Annotated in this window: 16 protein-coding genes; 8 read left to right on the top strand and 8 right to left on the bottom strand. The window is 33.9% G+C overall.

Features of this window, described 5'->3' with window-relative positions:
• Positions 1-35: 35 nt before the first annotated feature.
• Complete coding sequence (locus ABXQ82_RS10990) at positions 36-1,529, bottom strand: potassium transporter TrkG (protein ID WP_367059181.1); 1,494 nt, start codon at positions 1,527-1,529, stop codon at positions 36-38.
• Positions 1,530-1,545: 16 nt separating this feature from the next.
• Entirely contained in the window at positions 1,546-2,901 is a 1,356-nt protein-coding gene (gene trkA / locus ABXQ82_RS10985; RefSeq protein WP_367059178.1) for a Trk system potassium transporter TrkA, read from the bottom strand.
• Between the two features lie 148 nt (positions 2,902-3,049).
• Here trkA and ubiE point away from each other — a divergent pair, with 148 nt between their 5' ends.
• Together ubiE and ABXQ82_RS10975 are read left to right on the top strand one after the other, a co-directional pair.
• A complete protein-coding gene (gene ubiE / locus ABXQ82_RS10980; RefSeq protein ID WP_367059175.1) occupies positions 3,050-3,775 on the top strand; it encodes a bifunctional demethylmenaquinone methyltransferase/2-methoxy-6-polyprenyl-1,4-benzoquinol methylase UbiE in 726 nt (241 codons plus the stop codon).
• 2 nt (positions 3,776-3,777) lie between these two features.
• Positions 3,778-4,506 (top strand): porin family protein, encoded by a 729-nt coding sequence (locus ABXQ82_RS10975; RefSeq protein ID WP_367059172.1) that lies wholly within the window; start codon positions 3,778-3,780, stop codon positions 4,504-4,506.
• A gap of 9 nt (positions 4,507-4,515) precedes the next feature.
• Here ABXQ82_RS10975 and ABXQ82_RS10970 read toward each other — a convergent pair whose 3' ends face one another.
• A complete protein-coding gene (locus ABXQ82_RS10970; RefSeq protein WP_367059169.1) occupies positions 4,516-5,052 on the bottom strand; it encodes a hypothetical protein in 537 nt (178 codons plus the stop codon).
• A gap of 118 nt (positions 5,053-5,170) precedes the next feature.
• The gene (locus ABXQ82_RS10965) at positions 5,171-5,893 is read right to left on the bottom strand and encodes an RNA methyltransferase (protein ID WP_367059166.1); all 723 of its coding nucleotides are present in this window, start codon (positions 5,891-5,893) and stop codon (positions 5,171-5,173) included.
• A 206-nt stretch (positions 5,894-6,099) separates the two neighbouring features.
• Between ABXQ82_RS10965 and ABXQ82_RS10960 the strand changes: the two genes are divergently transcribed.
• The 3 genes from ABXQ82_RS10960 to accD all read left to right on the top strand — a co-directional run bounded on the left by ABXQ82_RS10960 (position 6,100) and on the right by accD (position 10,945).
• Complete coding sequence (locus ABXQ82_RS10960) at positions 6,100-8,625, top strand: BamA/TamA family outer membrane protein (RefSeq protein ID WP_367059163.1); 2,526 nt, start codon at positions 6,100-6,102, stop codon at positions 8,623-8,625.
• A gap of 129 nt (positions 8,626-8,754) precedes the next feature.
• On the top strand, positions 8,755-9,822 hold the full coding sequence (gene fbaA, locus ABXQ82_RS10955; RefSeq protein WP_367059160.1) for a class II fructose-bisphosphate aldolase: 1,068 nt from the start codon (positions 8,755-8,757) through the stop codon (positions 9,820-9,822).
• 265 nt (positions 9,823-10,087) lie between these two features.
• A complete protein-coding gene (accD, locus tag ABXQ82_RS10950) occupies positions 10,088-10,945 on the top strand; it encodes an acetyl-CoA carboxylase, carboxyltransferase subunit beta (protein ID WP_367059157.1) in 858 nt (285 codons plus the stop codon).
• 27 nt (positions 10,946-10,972) lie between these two features.
• Here accD and ABXQ82_RS10945 read toward each other — a convergent pair whose 3' ends face one another.
• Positions 10,973-12,118: a PAS domain S-box protein gene (locus tag ABXQ82_RS10945; protein WP_367059154.1), complete on the bottom strand. Its 1,146-nt coding sequence runs from the start codon at positions 12,116-12,118 to the stop codon at positions 10,973-10,975.
• Positions 12,119-12,395: 277 nt separating this feature from the next.
• On the opposite strand from ABXQ82_RS10945, the gene rpsO reads away from it, so the two are divergent.
• Positions 12,396-12,665 carry a 30S ribosomal protein S15 gene (rpsO, locus tag ABXQ82_RS10940; protein WP_367059151.1) on the top strand — a complete coding sequence of 90 codons (270 nt, stop codon included), beginning with the start codon at positions 12,396-12,398 and terminating at the stop codon, positions 12,663-12,665.
• A 271-nt stretch (positions 12,666-12,936) separates the two neighbouring features.
• Entirely contained in the window at positions 12,937-15,195 is a 2,259-nt protein-coding gene (locus ABXQ82_RS10935) for a polyribonucleotide nucleotidyltransferase (RefSeq protein WP_367059148.1), read from the top strand.
• 62 nt (positions 15,196-15,257) lie between these two features.
• On the opposite strand, the gene ABXQ82_RS10930 is transcribed toward ABXQ82_RS10935, so the two are convergent.
• Positions 15,258-15,965: a hypothetical protein gene (locus ABXQ82_RS10930; RefSeq protein ID WP_367059145.1), complete on the bottom strand. Its 708-nt coding sequence runs from the start codon at positions 15,963-15,965 to the stop codon at positions 15,258-15,260.
• 117 nt (positions 15,966-16,082) lie between these two features.
• Between ABXQ82_RS10930 and ABXQ82_RS10925 the strand changes: the two genes are divergently transcribed.
• Entirely contained in the window at positions 16,083-17,051 is a 969-nt protein-coding gene (locus ABXQ82_RS10925; RefSeq protein ID WP_367059142.1) for a hypothetical protein, read from the top strand.
• A 76-nt stretch (positions 17,052-17,127) separates the two neighbouring features.
• On the opposite strand, the gene ABXQ82_RS10920 is transcribed toward ABXQ82_RS10925, so the two are convergent.
• Both ABXQ82_RS10920 and ABXQ82_RS10915 read right to left on the bottom strand, forming a co-directional pair.
• On the bottom strand, positions 17,128-17,514 hold the full coding sequence (locus tag ABXQ82_RS10920) for a hypothetical protein (protein ID WP_367059139.1): 387 nt from the start codon (positions 17,512-17,514) through the stop codon (positions 17,128-17,130).
• Between the two features lie 47 nt (positions 17,515-17,561).
• On the bottom strand, positions 17,562-18,185 hold the full coding sequence (locus ABXQ82_RS10915; protein WP_367059136.1) for a hypothetical protein: 624 nt from the start codon (positions 18,183-18,185) through the stop codon (positions 17,562-17,564).
• Between the last annotated feature and the right edge of the window lie 50 nt (positions 18,186-18,235).

Below are 18,235 nucleotides of genomic sequence, written 5' to 3'. Positions count from 1 at the left end.
TAAATCCTAAAAATTGAAGCGACAGATTATAAAGATTATCTATTCCTCCAGAAAAAAGGTGTAAACAAAACCAATACCGTAAACAATTCCAAACGCCCAATAAGCATTAAAAAAGAAGCCCACCATTTGGCTAAAGGCGGTAATGCGGCATAATTATTAACTGGTCCAAAATCGCCAAGTGCCGGCCCTACATTTCCTAAACTGGAAGCCGACAAACCAATAGCCGATTCAAAATCTATTTGAAAGGTCGCGAACACCAATGCGCCGATAATAAACGATAGCATGTACAAAATAAAAAAGGCTAAAATATTAAAAACGATATCACCCGAAATGGCTTTCATATTGTAACGTACTGGCAATATGGCACTTGGATGCAGAGAGCGCTTAAATTCCAAGAATCCATTCTTTATCAAAATTAAATGTCTTACCACTTTAACACCTCCAGATGTACTGCCCGCAGACCCTCCTAAAAACATCAATCCAAAAAACAATACTACCAAAAACGGTGTCCATAGGGTATAATCGGCAGTTACAAATCCCGTGGTGGTTATAATTGCCAATACCTGGAACAAGGCATGCCTTAAAGCACTTTCTCCCTCCCCCCAAACCATCGGATGTACTATGGATGATGCTGATACATCTGCTCTAAAATAGATTAAAAGTGCCGCTATTACAGTAAAAATGGCTATAAACTTAAAGTACAATTTAAACTCTTCATCCTGAATTACCTTTTGAACTTTACCTTTAAATGCAAAGTAGCTCAACACAAAATTGGCTCCCGCTAAAAACATAAATACAATGATGATATATTGAATTATTGGTTGCCCGTTCCAATAGGCGACACTTGCGTTTTTTGTAGAAAAGCCACCTGTTGAAAGTGTACACATAGCATGATTAACAGCATCGAAAAACGACATACCAGCAACTTGTAATAAAATAGTTTCGGCGGCGGTATATCCAAAATAAATAAGCCATAATCGCTTTGCGGTATCTGTAATTCTAGGGTGTAATTTATCGGCACTTGGCCCTGGGGCTTCGGCAGCAAATAATTCCATGCCCCCAATTCCCAATAATGGTAAAATGGCAATAGCGAGAACGATAATACCCATACCTCCTATCCAATGGGTTAAACTGCGCCAAAACAAAACACCTTCTGGCATCGCTTCAATATCATTTAATATAGAGGCTCCTGTTGTGGTATAGCCTGACATGGTTTCGAAAAACGCATTTGTGAAGTTAGGAATTGCCCCGGTAAACAAATACGGAACAGTACCTGAAAGCGTCATGATAACCCAACCAAAGGCTACAACTGCATAACCTTCTCGCCTATTCATTTCCTTTCTATGTTTTAATGAAGATAGCATGGAAATAGCACCTAAAACCAATACTAAAAGACCGGAAAAAACTAAATTTAAGGTAACACCATCGTCGTAAATAAAACTTATGAGCGCAGAGATGAGCATAAACCCACCATTGAACAATAACAGTAAACCGAAAAAGTGGACAATAATTCTGTAATTTAGTTTCACGCAGGTTTATATTAGGCTAATAGAAAAAACTTTCGACTTTTTTAATAGAGGTTGGCAGACAACAAACAACAACTCTATCTCCAGTTATAATTTTAAAATCACCAAGGGCAAGCATGCCTTTTCCATGTCTAATAACACCACCAATAATTGCGGTAAGCGGGAAATCTATGTCTTTAATGACTTTATCACAAATCTTAGATTTTGGCTTCACAATAAACTCTAAAAGTTCAGCATCCATACTGCTTAATTTTGTCATCGCAACTACATCTCCTTTTCTAATATACCTAAAGATACTATTGGCAGCTAACAGTTTTTTATTAATTAATGTATCAATTCCTATGGAATGCGAAAGCTCAAAATAATCCATGTTTTCTACTAGAGCAATGGTTTTTTTAACGCCTCTATTTTTTGCAACTAGGCTAGAAATAATATTAGTTTCAGAATTTCCGGTAACCGCAATAAAAGCATCCATTTCGGTAATGTTTTCTTCTTCCAATAGTTCAACATTTCGTCCGTCCCCATTAATTATTAACGTATTAGGCAAACGATCTGCCAATTCAAAAGCACGTTCTTTATCATTTTCAACCAACTTGACATTAAACCTTCCGTTTACTTTTGTTAAACCCTTTGCCGTTTTTCTTCCTATTCTTCCGCCTCCAAGAATCATTACATTTTTAATTTCAGTTTTAAAAAGTCCTGCCAATTTACACAACTCTTCGTCGCCACCTTTAGAGGTTATAAAAACAACATGATCGCCTTCGGAAAGCATCGTATCTCCTCTAGGAATGGTTGTTAAGTGCGAACCAAAACGCTGAATGGCAATGGGTACAAAATGCACATCTGGAAACATTTGAGCCGCATCCTTTACAGTTTTCCCTATAATTTGAGCTGGTTCTGTAAGGTTTAACCCCAACATGGTTAATGCGCCATTTTCAAATTCATAGGTGTCATTAAAAACAGATTGATTCAATAAAAGTTCAATTTCTTGGGCTGCCAATTGTTCTGGCGAAATCATTTCGTCAATGCCAAATTTGGTAAACCCTCCTTTGTTTTTAAAATCAATAAATTCGGTATTAGAAATTCTTGCAATGGTTTTATTTGCTCCAAGTTGATTGGCCAATACGCAAGCTGTAATGTTAGTAGATTGAGACGATGTTACTGCAATAAACAATTCGGCAGTACTTATTTTTGCTTCAGTCAATATTCTAATGGAGGTTGCATCTCCTTTTAAAACCTTTATGTCTAAATGAGAATCGGCATATACTAGACTATCTTTATTGGGATCAATTAAAGTGATTTCCTGAGATTCGTAGGACAATAATTTAGCCAAATGAAATCCAACTTCACCGGCTCCAGCAATTATTATTTTCATTATTAAATATTCATAAAAAGAAGTACAAAGATACTATAAAATAAATATCAAGACGCTAAATTGTATGATTATGATGGCCTTCTAGTTAGATACAGCCTTTCTAGGTAGAAATAATATAAATATGTAGATTTGCCAAAAAAACAGCAATTTGTCTAAAATTAAACCTTACAAGGATAGCGACTTAAGTAAAAAAGAACAGGTTTCTAAAATGTTTGATACCATTTCTGGAGATTATGATAATTTAAACCGCGTTATTTCTTTTGGAATAGATGTTAAATGGCGAAAAAAAGTTGTAAAACTAGTTAAAGCGCAGCAACCAAAAGCTGTTTTGGATATTGCTACCGGAACAGGGGATTTAGCGATTGCAATGGCTGATACTAATGCTGAAAAAATTATCGGTTTAGATATTAGTAGTGGCATGCTTGAAGTTGGAAAACAGAAAATTGATAAAAAAGGATTATCCGCTAGAATCGAAATGGTTTTGGGTGATTCTGAAAACATGCCTTTTGAAGACAACACCTTTGACGCTATTACAGTAGCCTTCGGCGTAAGAAATTTTGAAACATTAAAAAAGGGTTTAAAAGAAATTTTAAGAGTATTAAAACCAGGTGGCGTTTTTGTAATATTAGAAACTTCTATCCCCACAAAAACACCTTATAAACAAGGCTATAAGTTTTACACCAAAAATATTTTACCGTTAATAGGGCGTGTGTTTTCTAAAGATAGAAGTGCGTACAAATATTTATGTGAATCTGCATCTGTTTTTCCATATGGTGAAGCATTGAACAATATTTTACGCGAAATTGGGTTTATTAATGTTGAAGATTTTCCGCAAACATTTGGTGTAGCAACAATCTATAAATCGTCAAAATAATTATGAAGCATCTTATAGTTACTCTATTACTCTTAATTACTTTTCAAACGGCGCAAGCACAACTATTTAAAAAGGAAAAAATAACTTATGATGCCAACCAAGGTAGGGGCACAACCGATTATAAATTATTGCGTTGGGGCTATTTTCTAGGCATTAATAGTTACGATTTCAATTTTGATTACAATGAAGATTTACCTGATATACAAGTCATACGCAGCCCAGGGTTTAGTGTTGGACTGATAGGAAACTTAAGGGTTAACAGCTTTTTAGATTTACGTTTTGAACCAGGTTTATTTATCACTACCAGAGAATTATATTATAAACAGCAATATTTTCAAGGTGTGGCATTTAAAGCATCTGATTTAATACGCGAAGTAAAATCTACATATATACACCTGCCTTTTTTACTTAAAGTATCGACAAAAAGGATAAATAATTTCAAACCCTTTATAGTTGGGGGCTTTTCTACGGCGTTAAATTTATCAAGTAACGAAAACAATCCAGACGATAATAGTAAGGGACAATTTAGAACCACCAAAAGCCCACTATTTTACGAACTTGGGTTTGGAATCGATTTCTACTTCTATAATTTTAAATTCACACCTTCAATTCGAGGTTTATTTGGTATTAGCGATGAACTTGTTAGGGACAACGATCCTAATAGCCCATGGACAAGTAACATTACCAACATGAAAACAAGAGGTGTGTTTATCAATTTTACGTTTCAGTAGGTTTCTAAATTATTGCTTAACAATCACAAAATTCAGAAAAACCTCAGAGGATGCTCCCGTTTGATTTAACCAAACCGAATAACTCCCAGAAGGCAATGCGCCAGTAAACCCTTGAGCACCATTTAATGCCCCCATATCGGCTAAAATATCATTCCCCCTGTTTGGCAAACCATAGATAAGTCCGCCTAATAAATCACTTGCTTCGGTATTCGCCCTATCTTTTGGGAATGTACCTCCGTTTGCAATACCAATAAAACCAGCATCATCAGAAGATTGATAATCATCTACAACAATTTGGGTCAGCTCATGTCCAGATGGCACAGAAAACGTAAAATAATCTACGTCGCTAGAAGATTGATTTGCGTTAATTGTGTTTTGCCCCACAACAAAGGCAAGCGATGTTGGCGAAGTATTATCACTAGATAAATCGCCACTTAAATCTTCGTTATAATCAAAACTTAGTTTTGGTTGTTCGATAGTGTCATCATCGTTACCACAGGAGGTTATAAAACTTAAGGCCAATACTAAAAAAAAGATCTTTTTCATTTTGTTTTTTTTGGGGTTAACAAATTTACATTTGTGGAAAGCAATTAATTATTACGAAAATAACGTATAAAAACTTTGCAAATTGCAACCCGCCTTTTCAAAATATTTTCTTAAGAATCTATAAAGATCTTCTAAATTCACTTAATAGAATAGATGTTGCAGTAGCCACATTCAAACTTTCAGTAGCTTTTAAATCCCCAAATCTTGGAATTGCAATACGATGGGATACTTCATTTTCAACAGCTTTAGAAATACCATTGGCTTCATTGCCCATTACCAAAATTCCTTTTTCGGGCAATTGTGCTTTATACACGTTTTTTCCGTCCATAAAAGCCCCAAAAACTGGCAATTCAGTTGTGTTCAAAACCAAATCTAAATCCATATAACTAATAGTCACTCTCGCTATAGAACCCATTGTGGCTTGCACTACTTTTGGATTGTAACAGTCCACAGTTTGCTTACTACAGATTAAGTCTTTTACCCCAAACCAATCGCAAAGCCGTATAATTGTTCCTAAATTCCCAGGATCTCTAACATCATCTAAAGCCACAATTAAATTATTGAAGTCTATAGGTTTTGACTGCGGGATTTTAAATACCGCCAAAGCTTTATTGGGTGTTTTTAGAAAACTTATCTTTTTTAAAGCACTTTCTGAAATTAAAATTTCCTTTTTGGCATCAATATTGAAGGTTTCCGTGGTATATAATTGATGAAGCTCAAAAGTAGATTGCAAAAGTTCGTTGATGGTTTTAACACCTTCAACTATAAAAAAATGGTCTTGAAGTCTATATTTTTTTTGACCTAACCGCGTTATAAATTTAATCTCGTTTTTTGAAAGCATCCCTTTAGAATAGTTATACAAACATAAAGAAAAACAAATATCTTTAAGCCCTGTGAGGTTTTAAAAAACTAACGGTTATAGATTAGATGAAATAATGTATTTTTGAAGGCAATAGTTTAGTTTTAAAAACGCTTTGTTTATACCAAACAAATTTTATTTGGAATTTAAAGTTCTATCAACATCTGAAATGATTAATTGTAGCATATTTGAAACAGCACTCTCTTAAAATACTATTGCTTTTGGTTTACGTTAGTTGTTTTACATCTTGTAATAGTGTAAAACGAGTTGCTGATGACGAGCACCTTTTAATGAAAAACACCTTGATTGTTGATGACAAAAAGGACAACTCCGAAACGCTTAACAGTTTAATTTACCAAAAGCCCAATAGAACTATTTTAGGAACGCCCTTGCGCCTGCACATTTACAATTTGGCGCGTCCAAATATGGATTCAGTTGTGGCACATAACCTCATCGATTCTAGCAATCAAAACATCAAACAGTTCTTATCAAAAAAGCAGTTTTATAAATTTCAGGAATCTAAATTAGGATTTAATCAATGGCTGAAAAATACAGGAGAACCTCCAGTAATTTTTAATGAAGAAAAAACTAAAAAGTCTATTAAACGACTTCAGGACTATTTTGTTAATAACGGTTGGCTTAACTTTAATGCATCTTATGAGGTTGAAAAAACAGAAGACAAACGTGCCGAAGTAATTTATAATGTAGAAAAAGGCCCAGCATTTATTTTAGATTCCATTTCAGAAAATATTGCTTCGCCGGTAATAGAGCGTTTATACCCAAATATTAAAAAGAATGCACTAGTTAAAAAAAATGAGCAATATAGAACCGTAAATATTCAATTGGAAAGAGATCGTATAACTGGAACATTGCGCAATTCTGGAATCTTTCATTTTAAGCAAGACTATATTACCGTTGAAATAGACACCATTGGCACTAACCATAAGGTAAATGTAGATTTCAATATTCAAAATAGAGCCATTCGCACTCCCGATTCCGTAAGGCGCGAACCCTTTAAGGTTTTTAAAGTAAAAGAGATTAATATTTATACAGACCATTCTTTTGCAAACGAGGGCCAACCTTTTAAAGATTCTGTATCCTATAAAAACTACAATCTCTTTAGTTATAAAGATTTAAGATATAGGCCAAAAGCATTAACCGATGCTGTTTTTATAACACCAAATTCAATATTTAAAGATAGCGACAGAACTTATACTTACCGACACTTAAGCGAACTACGCACCTTTAAATATCCTGATATTGAATATATTGAAGAAAATGATTCCACGTTAACTGCCAATATTTATTTAACGCCATTAAAAAAATTCGGGTTAGGTTTTAGCGCAGAAGCATCTCAAAGTAATATTCAATCTATTGGTTTTGCTTTAAACCCAAGTTTATTGATACGAAATATTTTTAAAGGTGCTGAAACCTTCGAAATATCAGGAACTGCCGCTATTGGTGCCTCAAATGGAAAGACAATAGATAAAAATGTTGACGATCCTTTTTTTGATATTAACGAACTTGGACTAGATTTAAAATTAACAATCCCAAGATTATTTTCGCCATTTAATACGGAGAAGATCATTCCGAAATACATGTTTCCAACGACCAGAATTACCTTATCTGCATCTGGACAAACAAATATTGGTTTAGATAAACAAACCCTTAGCGGGACGTTTAATTATAATTGGCGTCCAAATAGCAAGCTAACCAATAGACTGGATTTATTGAATATTCAATACGTAAGAAACCTAAAAACTGATAATTATTTTAACATCTACAGTAATTCCTTTAACAGACTTAATGACATAGCTCAAGCTATTAATTATCCCCAGGAATTAAATCCAAAAGACCCTGTTGTAACAAACACTTTTATTCAAGATGTTTTAAACAATAATACAAGTATAAGTCCTAACTCAAACGATTATAAAATCATATCGGCCATAGACGAGCGCAAAACACGTTTAACTGAAAACAACTTAATACTATCCACAAGTTATAGCTTTATTAAAGACAACAGAAGAAGTTTGTTTGATGAAGATTTTTCGATTTTCAGACTAAAAATTGAATCGGCCGGAAACTTATTGGCAAATGCCTCTAAACTTATTGGTCTTTCAAAAGATCGTAATGACCGACACGAACTCTTTAATGTAGCATTTTCACAATACATAAAAACAGAGTTTGACTATGTGAAGCATTGGGATTTAGGTAAAAAAAATGTGTTTGCCGTAAGAAGCTTTTTCGGAATTGCAATTCCTTATGGCAACTCCACTAACATTCCGTTTGCAAAAAGTTTTTTTGCCGGGGGCGCCAATGACAATAGAGCATGGACTGCTTACGGTTTGGGCCCTGGAAGTTCTGAAACTACTAATGAATTTAATGAAGCCAACCTTAAAATTGCCTTAAGTGCAGAACAGCGCTTTAGCCTTTTTGGAGACTTATACGGTGCTTTATTTGTAGATATCGGAAACATTTGGAACGTTCTTGATGACGTTGAGGATGAGCGAGCTACGTTTTCAGGTTTTAATTCTTTAGAAGATGTCGCCATTGGCTCAGGCTTTGGCTTGCGCTATGATTTTAGCTTTTTCGTGTTTCGTTTTGATATCGGTTTTAAAACTTACGACCCTTCTTATAGAGACCAAAATCGTTGGCTTAATGATTATAATTTCAAATATGCTACTTATAATATTGGCATCAACTATCCTTTCTAGAAATTTGGGATTGTATCACTAAAACGTTTTAGCCCTTAAAATCTAATATTCAAGTCAATTAATTGACCTTAAATCTATAAAAATCACTATTTTTGTTTAATTAATTTTTTAATCATTTAAAATAAAACAATGGGACACAATATAAAACCGGGAGTTGCTACGGGTAAAGAAGTTCAAGCTATTTTTAACCACGCAAAAGCTAATAATTATGCACTTCCTGCCGTAAACGTTATCGGTTCTAATACAATCAACGGAGTTTTGGAAGCAGCAAGAGATTTAAACGCTCCTGTTATCATTCAATTTTCTAATGGTGGAGCGCAATTTAACGCTGGAAAGGGCTTAAATAACGACGGACAAAAAGCCGCTATTGCCGGAGGTATTGCAGGTGCAAAACACGTACATACTTTAGCTGAAGCTTATGGGGTTCCAGTAATTTTACACACAGACCACTGTGCTAAGAAATTATTGCCTTGGATTGATGGTTTATTGGATGCAAGTGAACTACATTTTAAAGAAACAGGAAAACCATTATATAGTTCTCATATGATTGACCTTTCGGAAGAGCCAATCGAAGAAAACATTGAAATTTGCAAACAATACCTAAAACGCATGAGCAAAATGGGTATGACTTTAGAAATTGAACTTGGTATTACTGGTGGCGAAGAAGATGGTGTTGACAATACAGATGTAGATGACTCTAAATTATACACACAACCAGAAGAAGTTGCTTATGCGTACGAAGAATTGAGTAAAGTAAGCGACCAGTTTACTATTGCAGCTGCATTTGGTAACGTACACGGCGTTTACAAACCGGGAAACGTAAAATTAACACCAAAAATCTTAAAGAATTCTCAAGAATATATCTCGAAAAAATATGGTGTAGAGCATAATCATATCGATTTTGTATTCCACGGAGGATCTGGTTCTACAGTTGAAGAAATTCGTGAAGGTATTAGCTATGGGGTTATCAAAATGAATATTGATACCGATTTACAATATGCTTTTATGAGTGGCATTAGAGATTACATGGGTGCCAAATCAGAATATTTAAAGGCACAAATTGGAAATCCTGATGGAGACGATTCACCTAATAAAAAATACTACGACCCTAGAGTTTGGTTACGAGAAGGTGAAAAAACCTTTGTAGCACGCTTAAAAAAGGCGTTCGAAGATTTAAATAATGTAAACACCTTATAATTTAAGGTGAATTTAATACAATTACACTCAAAAGGTTCTGCATGTAGCAGAACCTTTTCTTACTTATTACCCTGAAAAACAACCACTTAAAATAGCTGTGTTAAATAAAATCATTTAAGCGTTACCCCAAAGTTAAAAAAAGGTTTAATTTTGTATTTAGGTTTGTAATTTGTCTTCCCAAATTGAAAATTACATTCCTTTAAATCTATAGCGATTTTATAAAGATTCTTAAATCTAAAATCGCTTATCTAAAATCGTTAATCATATGTCTTGGTTTAAAAGAACAAATAAAGGAATACATACTTCAACAGAAGAAAAAAAGGACACCCCAAAAGGGCTTTGGTACAAATCTCCAACAGGAAAAATTGTAGATACCAAAGAACTTGAACAAAATTTTTACGTGAGTCCTGAAGACGGTTACCATGTTAGAATTGGTAGTAAAGAATATTTTGAAATTCTTTTTGACGACAACACCTTCAAAGAGCTAGATACTAAGCTAGAATCTAAAGACCCCTTAAAATTTGTAGATACAAAAAAATACCCTGATCGCCTAAAGGCGGCTCAAGCTAAAACCAAACTTAAAGATGCTGTAAGAACTGCGGTAGGAAAATCTAAAGGAAAAGATTTAGTAGTTGCCTGTATGGATTTTGGCTTTATAGGTGGGTCTATGGGAAGTGTTGTTGGAGAAAAAATTGCACGTGCTGCAGATTATTCCTTAAAACATAACATACCCTTAATGGTGATTTCCAAATCTGGAGGTGCACGTATGATGGAAGCCGCATTATCTTTGATGCAATTAGCTAAAACATCCGTAAAACTAGCGCAATTGGCAGATGCCGGCATCCCATATATTTCCTTATGTACCGACCCTACAACAGGAGGTACAACTGCTTCTTTCGCAATGTTGGGAGATATAAATATTAGCGAACCAGGCGCCTTAATTGGTTTTGCCGGTCCTAGAATTGTAAGAGATACTACTGGAAAAGAATTGCCAGAAGGCTTTCAAACTTCAGAATTTTTACTCGAACATGGGTTTTTAGATTTTATAACGCTTCGTAAAAATTTAAAAGATAAGGTAAATCAATATTTGGATTTGATAACAAATCAACCTTTGAGAGCCTAAGTAAAAAATACATTATTCTAAAATAGATTAAGACCCACTATCCTCAGATTCAGTTGGGTCTTTTTTTGCACTTTTAAAATATACAGAAAACTCAGAACCTACATTAACCTCACTAACTACCTCAACTTTCCCGCCCATAGATTCTATATGGTTTTTGGTAATAAAAAGACCAAGACCGATGGAGTCTCTATTAACATGAAAGGTTTTATAGAGTTGAAATAACTTGTCCCCATATTTTTCCAAATCTATTCCCATACCGTTATCCGCTATTTTAAAAACGATATAACCATTTTCTTGAGAAGATGTTAGTTCTATTTGAGGTTCTCTATCCTCCGACCTATATTTTATGGCGTTCGTTAAAAAATTGAGAATAATACTATCCAGATATGCAGGAATTCCTTTTATAAATAAGTCTTCGTTTATATCGTTTATAATGGTGGTATTTGTGTTTCTTGCAATTGCCGCTACATTATAAATGGCTTTTTCAACGTATTCGTATAAGTTTAATGCCTCTAATTTGGTAGCCTCAACAGGTTTAATTTTAGCAACTTCAGTGAGGTGCGATACTGTTTCTTCCAACGTATCGATAGCTTTTGCTAACAAAGCAAAGTTATCATTCTCTTTCATCCAAGGAAATTCATCTTCTAAAAAGCCTTTAATAGTTGATAGATTTCCAGAATGCGAGCGTAAATTATGTGTTATAATATCTGCAAATGATGTTAATCTTTCATTTTGCTCCCTTACAACTCGAAGCATTAATTTAAGCTTATCCTGATTTAGTTTTCTGCTTGTAATATCAGAGAATTGCCAAATCATCTGGCTTGGCTTACCATCTAAACCGGTTAACAATGAAACAGAAATCAGTACCCATATAATAGAACCGTCTTTATGAAAATAGCGTTGCATCACACGATATCTATCAATATTACCTTGCATTAAGCGTTCATACTTGGTGGCATGAACCCCTAAATCGTCTCTAAACACAATGTTTTCAATTTTCATGTTGTAAAGCTCATGCTTAGTATAGCCTAACAATTCACAAATACTATTGTTTACTTTAATCCAGTCTCCATCTAATGTCAAAATGACGATACCGTTATAAGTGTTGTTAAAGATTTTTTCTAAGGAGTCGTAGGAATCAGGAAAACTATTTTGAGAAAAGAGTGATTTCATATAGATAAGGCTATAAAGATATGTTAAAATTCAAAATTCTCTTAGGGAGAGCAACTTGTACCAAATATACTTCAAAATGATGGGTTAAATCCGTTTCTATTTCAATTAAAAGAAAATACAATTCAAATTTAACATCAATCTTTTCGATATTCATTTGCTATTGTCAAAATCACAGTAAAAGTTACGTAAAAAAATGTATAACACCAAAAAAGTATTATATTTGCCGCTCGAAAGAAAGGCTTTCGTGTACATAACAATCATTTACAATAATATTAGCATGTATTTATCAAAAGAAGAAAAAGAAAAATTGTTCGCAAAACACGGTAAAGGGAAAAACGATACTGGTTCTGCAGAAGGACAAATTGCGTTATTTACGCAAAGAATTGAGCACTTAACTGAGCATTTAAAAAACAATCGTAAAGATTATAACACAGAACGCTCTTTAGTTATGTTAGTAGGAAAGCGTCGTGCTTTACTAGATTACTTAACTAAGAAAGATATCTTAAGATATCGTGCGATAGTTAAAGAATTAGGATTAAGAAAATAAGAAAAGACCACGCTTATAGGCGTGGTTTTTTGTTTTTATATAACTCAAACGTAAGAGTTTAAAATTCGTAATATGAATAAGCATATCCTGAAACATTCCGATAGCAATCGGTTCAGGATTATCAGTTTTTCATTGGTCAAACACACAACAACTACATCTATGCTGAATTTATTTCAGTACACAACAACACAACCCTGTCCGTCCAGTAAGGCGGAGACCATTGTTTAACACAATTTGAGCATGATTATGCTTGAATTACAAGAAAAAATTTATGATTCCAAAAGTTTTTAAAGAGGTCATTGACCTAGGAGACGGTAGAGAAATTTCTATTGAAACCGGAAAATTAGCAAAACAGGCACATGGTTCTGTTGTTGTTCAATCTGGAAAATGTATGCTTTTGTGTACAGTAGTTTCCAATTACAGACAAGCAGATGTTGACTTTTTACCGTTAACGGTAGATTACAGAGAAAAATTTGCAGCTGCAGGTCGTTATCCTGGAGGTTTCTTTAAAAGAGAAGCAAGACCAAGTGACGGCGAAGTATTAACAATGCGTCTTGTTGACCGTGTTTTACGCCCATTGTTCCCAAAAGATTATCATTCTGAAACTCAGGTGATGATACAATTAATGTCTCATGATGATGATGTTATGCCAGATGCTATGGCAGGTTTAGCAGCTTCGGCGGCTATTCAATTATCTGATTTTCCATTTGAGTGCCCAATCTCTGAAGCTAGAGTTGGCCGTGTTAATGGCGAATTTATAATCAATCCAACACGTGCTCAATTAGAAGAATCTGATTTAGACATGATGATTGGTGCTTCTGCCGATTCAGTAATGATGGTAGAAGGTGAAATGGATGAGATTTCTGAAGAAGAAATGGCAGACGCAATTAAGTTTGCTCACGAAGCGATTAAAGTACAATGTGCGGCTCAGGTAAAATTAGCAGAAGCATTTGGAAAGAAAGATGTTCGTGAATATGAAGGTGAAAGAGAAGAAGAAGATTTAGCGCAAAAAATTCATGACATGGCTTATGATAAAGTGTATGCTATTGCTAAAGCTGGATCTTCTAAACATGAAAGAAGTGCTGCTTTTTCTGAAATAAAAGAAGAAATTATAGCTACTTTTTCTGAAGAAGAACAAGAAGATTTTGGAGATTTACTTTCAAAATATTACTCTAAAGCAGAAAAAGCTGCGATTCGTGATTTAACGTTAAATGAAGGTTTACGTTTAGACGGAAGAAAGACTGACGAAATTAGACCAATTTGGTGTGAGGTAGATTATTTACCTTCTACGCATGGTTCTGCGGTTTTTACACGTGGAGAAACTCAAGCTTTAGCTACTGTAACTTTAGGTACGTCTAGAGATGCAAACCAATTGGATATGCCATCTTACGAAGGTGAAGAACGTTTCTATTTACATTATAACTTCCCTCCTTTTTGTACAGGTGAAGCTAGGCCAATTCGCGGAACATCCCGTAGAGAGGTAGGACATGGTAACTTAGCGCAACGTGCATTAAAAGGTATGGTGCCAGATGAAAGTCCTTATACAGTTCGTGTGGTATCTGAAGTTTTAGAATCTAACGGTTCGTCTTCCATGGCTACTGTTTGTGCAGGAACTATGGCATTAATGGATGCTGGCGTACAAATGACAAAACCAGTTTCTGGTATTGCCATGGGATTAATTTCTGATGCAGCATCTGGAAAATATGCTGTATTATCTGATATTTTAGGTGATGAAGATCATTTAGGAGATATGGATTTTAAAGTGACCGGTACTGCTGATGGTATTACGGCCTGCCAAATGGATATTAAAGTAAAAGGATTGTCATACGAGATTTTAGTGAATGCGCTAAAACAAGCACGTGATGGTCGTTTACATATCTTAGGAAAGTTGACAGACACCATTGCTAAACCAAACGCAGAAGTTAAAGAGCATGCGCCAACAATGGTAACAAGACGTATTCCTAATGAATTTATCGGTGCTTTAATTGGCCCTGGTGGAAAAGTAATTCAGGAAATGCAAAAGGAAACGGATACGACTATCGTTATTAATGAAGATCCAGTTACTGAGGAAGGTATTGTTGAAATTTTAGGTGTTGGTAAAAAAGGAATTGATGCTGTACTGGCAAAAATTGATGCTATTTTATTTAAGCCTGAAGTAGGTAAAGTATATGAAGTAAAAGTAATCAAAATGTTAGATTTTGGTGCTGTTGTTGAATATACTGATGCACCAGGAAACGAGGTTTTATTACACGTAAGTGAATTGGCTTGGGAACGTACAGAAAATGTTTCAGACGTTGTAAATATGGGTGATGTTTTTGATGTGAAGTATTTTGGACAAGATCCAAGAACACGCAAAGAAAAAGTATCCCGTAAAGCAATTTTACCAAAACCAGAAGGTTATGTTGCAAGACCACCAAGAGACAATTCTAGAGATAGTCGTGGTGGACGCGATAACAGAGGTAGAGATAATCGCGGGCGTGACAACCGTCGTGATGATCGCAGACCTAGAGAAAATAAAAAGGAAGATTAAGTTCTTTTTTAATTTTTGATATTATGTCAAACCTGTCAGGTTTTAAAACCTGACAGGTTTTTTTATGATTTAAACTGCCAGTTAATTAAAGGAAATGATCGTTTGTCATTTTTATTCCAAAGTCCCAGTTGAATCCCTCGAAAGTTTTTGGCTGAATTAAAAATCCCTATTTGGATGCCACTTCCCGTTTCTAATATGTAATTTTCTGCACTAATTTGAAGACCATTAAAACGCTTGGAACCATTCCCCCAAACGGTTGCAAGCATTACGCCATTCCCTTGGTAAACTTCGTTTCCACCAAAGCCAATTACGATACCATTTGCTCTTTCAATTGAGTTCGTCAATCCTGCTATAGAAATTCCATTATTTTTTCTGCTATAATGCATGAATCCAGTAACAGAAATACCATAAGCATCAATACTTTCAAATGTGCCTGTTGAAAGATTTAAACCATAAATTTGTTGAGTAACCAATCCTATCATCGTTGACTTAAAAGCATCTTCATTTCCAGAAATTGGAGTTTTTGGAGCTAAAAAATAAACAAAAGACAATGGAAATGCTTCTAACCTAACACCAAAAGTTCTTGTTAGCTTATTCTTATTATTAAAATCTGTAGGAAATGCTCCAAGAGACAAACCAACAACATCAGTATTTATACTATGTGTAATCCAAACTGGAAAACGCAACTTCCTTTTCTTATCTATTTCGCTTTGCGCATAAGTTTGAAAAGAAAATAGAACTACAATTGTAATTAAAACATAATTTCTCATAAATTTAGTTTTTAAATTCAACTCAAAATTATTGCTATTATCACGTTTTAAAATTGTAAAATCACGAATTACTACATTATTTTTTGTGATTATCACAAATAGTAAGTAATTTTGAATATGTTTCAAGTCACATTTCTAAATTATTTAAAAGAAGAGTTACCAAAAAACACTTCTGTAATAGAAGCTGTTGCAACCGCTTTAGAAATAAGCTATGATGCTGCGCACAGGCGCGTTAGTATGAAAAGTAAATTCTCTTTAGATGAATGTGTCACTTTAGCGAAATATTATAATTTATCCTTGGACAGACTTTTTGGCACCACAAAAAATCAATTTTTGAGTGTTGAAAAAACGAAACACATTGAAAATGAAATTGAATTGAACGCTTATTTTGGAGACTCCTACGCATCACTTGCTCCTGTAATCAAACATCATGAAAGTCGGATTTTATATTCCGCAAAAGATATCCCTATTTTTTACAACCTTAATGGCGATAGGTTAAGCCAGTTTAAGTATTACGTGTGGCTAAAACTATTAAACCCAAAATTCGCAACCACAAGTTTTGAAACATTTTCTCCAAATGTATCTTTATTGGAATCCGGGAAGCAACTTGGTAACTTATATAAGGATTCGAATATTTCAGAAATTTGGGATATAACAACAATTAACAGCACGCTTAAACAAATTCACTTTTACTACAAAGCAGGGCAAGTAACAACAGAAACCACCCTATTACTTTGCGAGCTATTAAAAGATTTAATCGCTAATATTTCATTAAAAACAACACCTAACTCTTCTAAATTCAATATGTATTACAATGAATTGCATTTAATGAACAATAATGTGTTGGTAAGCATTCCCAATTCACAATTACTCTATGTGCCTTTTACGTTACTCTCATATTACATCACGAGCGACAAACAAACCTGTAAAGAAGCTGAATTATTTTTAAACAAACAATTACAAAACTCCAAATTACTGAACACCGCTGGCGAAAAGGAACGCAATACCTTTTTTAATAAACTCTATTCTAAAATAGATGCGCTAAGCCACTTAATTGAAGCCTCTGAACTTCTTGATTTTGAATAAATGGAATAAAGTGGATTTTAATGGAACCCTGAGTTATTAGAAAGCCCATCAAAACTCTTTAATGAGCTTTCTTATTTTAATTTGGAAATTGTATCCCATTTCCTAATTCTGGACCGGAATATGTAATTACAAAAAGACCTACAGTTAAAGTTATTATTAAAGTTGGCACAAATATAATAGTATAAACCATACTTAAATTTGGGTTATACAATCTTATTTTATTTAATTCGTCTTCATTTAAGAGTAGTTTGCCATATTTATTAGACCTTATTCCGTAATAAAGATTATTTTCAAAGACAATCTTTTTAAATTTTATAGTTTTATTGCCTATTGTTTTAATTTTCACTCGATTTTCTGTTTTTACAGCTTCTTCTAGAGTTACAGATTTATGATGATATACTCTACAGCTGTGAAAACAAATCAATATACTGAAAAGTACAGAAACTAGCTTAAATGATTTCATAATTCACAAATTAGTTAGGTTTATTAATTAAATTTTGAAGGTTTTTTTCAGTCCTTCACGATTCTAAATTGAACATTGTTCTCGGTATCATCAAACCCTATGAATCCTTGTTTAAAATCAAAATACACTTTATTAAAAGTATATTTTGTAGAAAAATAAGCCTCATTATTCTCAAAAACTGAAATAACCTTATTATAATTAACACCATTTATATTCATTACTTCTAACTCCAATGGGAACTCAAATTTTTGAGGTGGTATCGATCCATTTGAACATGGGTCAGGACTACGAGACGATAATAAATGGCAGACAAAATAACTTCCATTAGCATTAGAGAAATTAATTCGCTTCAAGTCACAATTTGGAGTTTTTCCACCTTCATCTTGAACCTTTAGTTCTATTTCTAAATTTTGATAGTAATGAAGTGGGGAAGACGTAAAATATCCACCAGCTTTTTCTTTGGTTAGCTTGTATCTTAGCACTTCGATTATGACTTCTTCATTTAATTGATTTTTAAACTTGAAAGTTTTCCCAATATCGCTATAAATGGTTGGTATATATTCATAATTAGATTGAGTAAATTGATAATATCTTGGTGATTCATCCCACTCCCATTCGCCACAAGAACTGCATATGAAAATTGAGATCAGTATAATTATTATTTTTTTCATAATAAAAAGCTTGATAGTTTATAAGTATAAAATTACTTGCAATATTTAAG

This window comes from Algibacter sp. 2305UL17-15 (genome assembly GCF_040720935.1).
Lineage (GTDB): Bacteria > Bacteroidota > Bacteroidia > Flavobacteriales > Flavobacteriaceae > Jejuia.
This window is presented reverse-complemented; position numbering and strand designations above follow the sequence as displayed.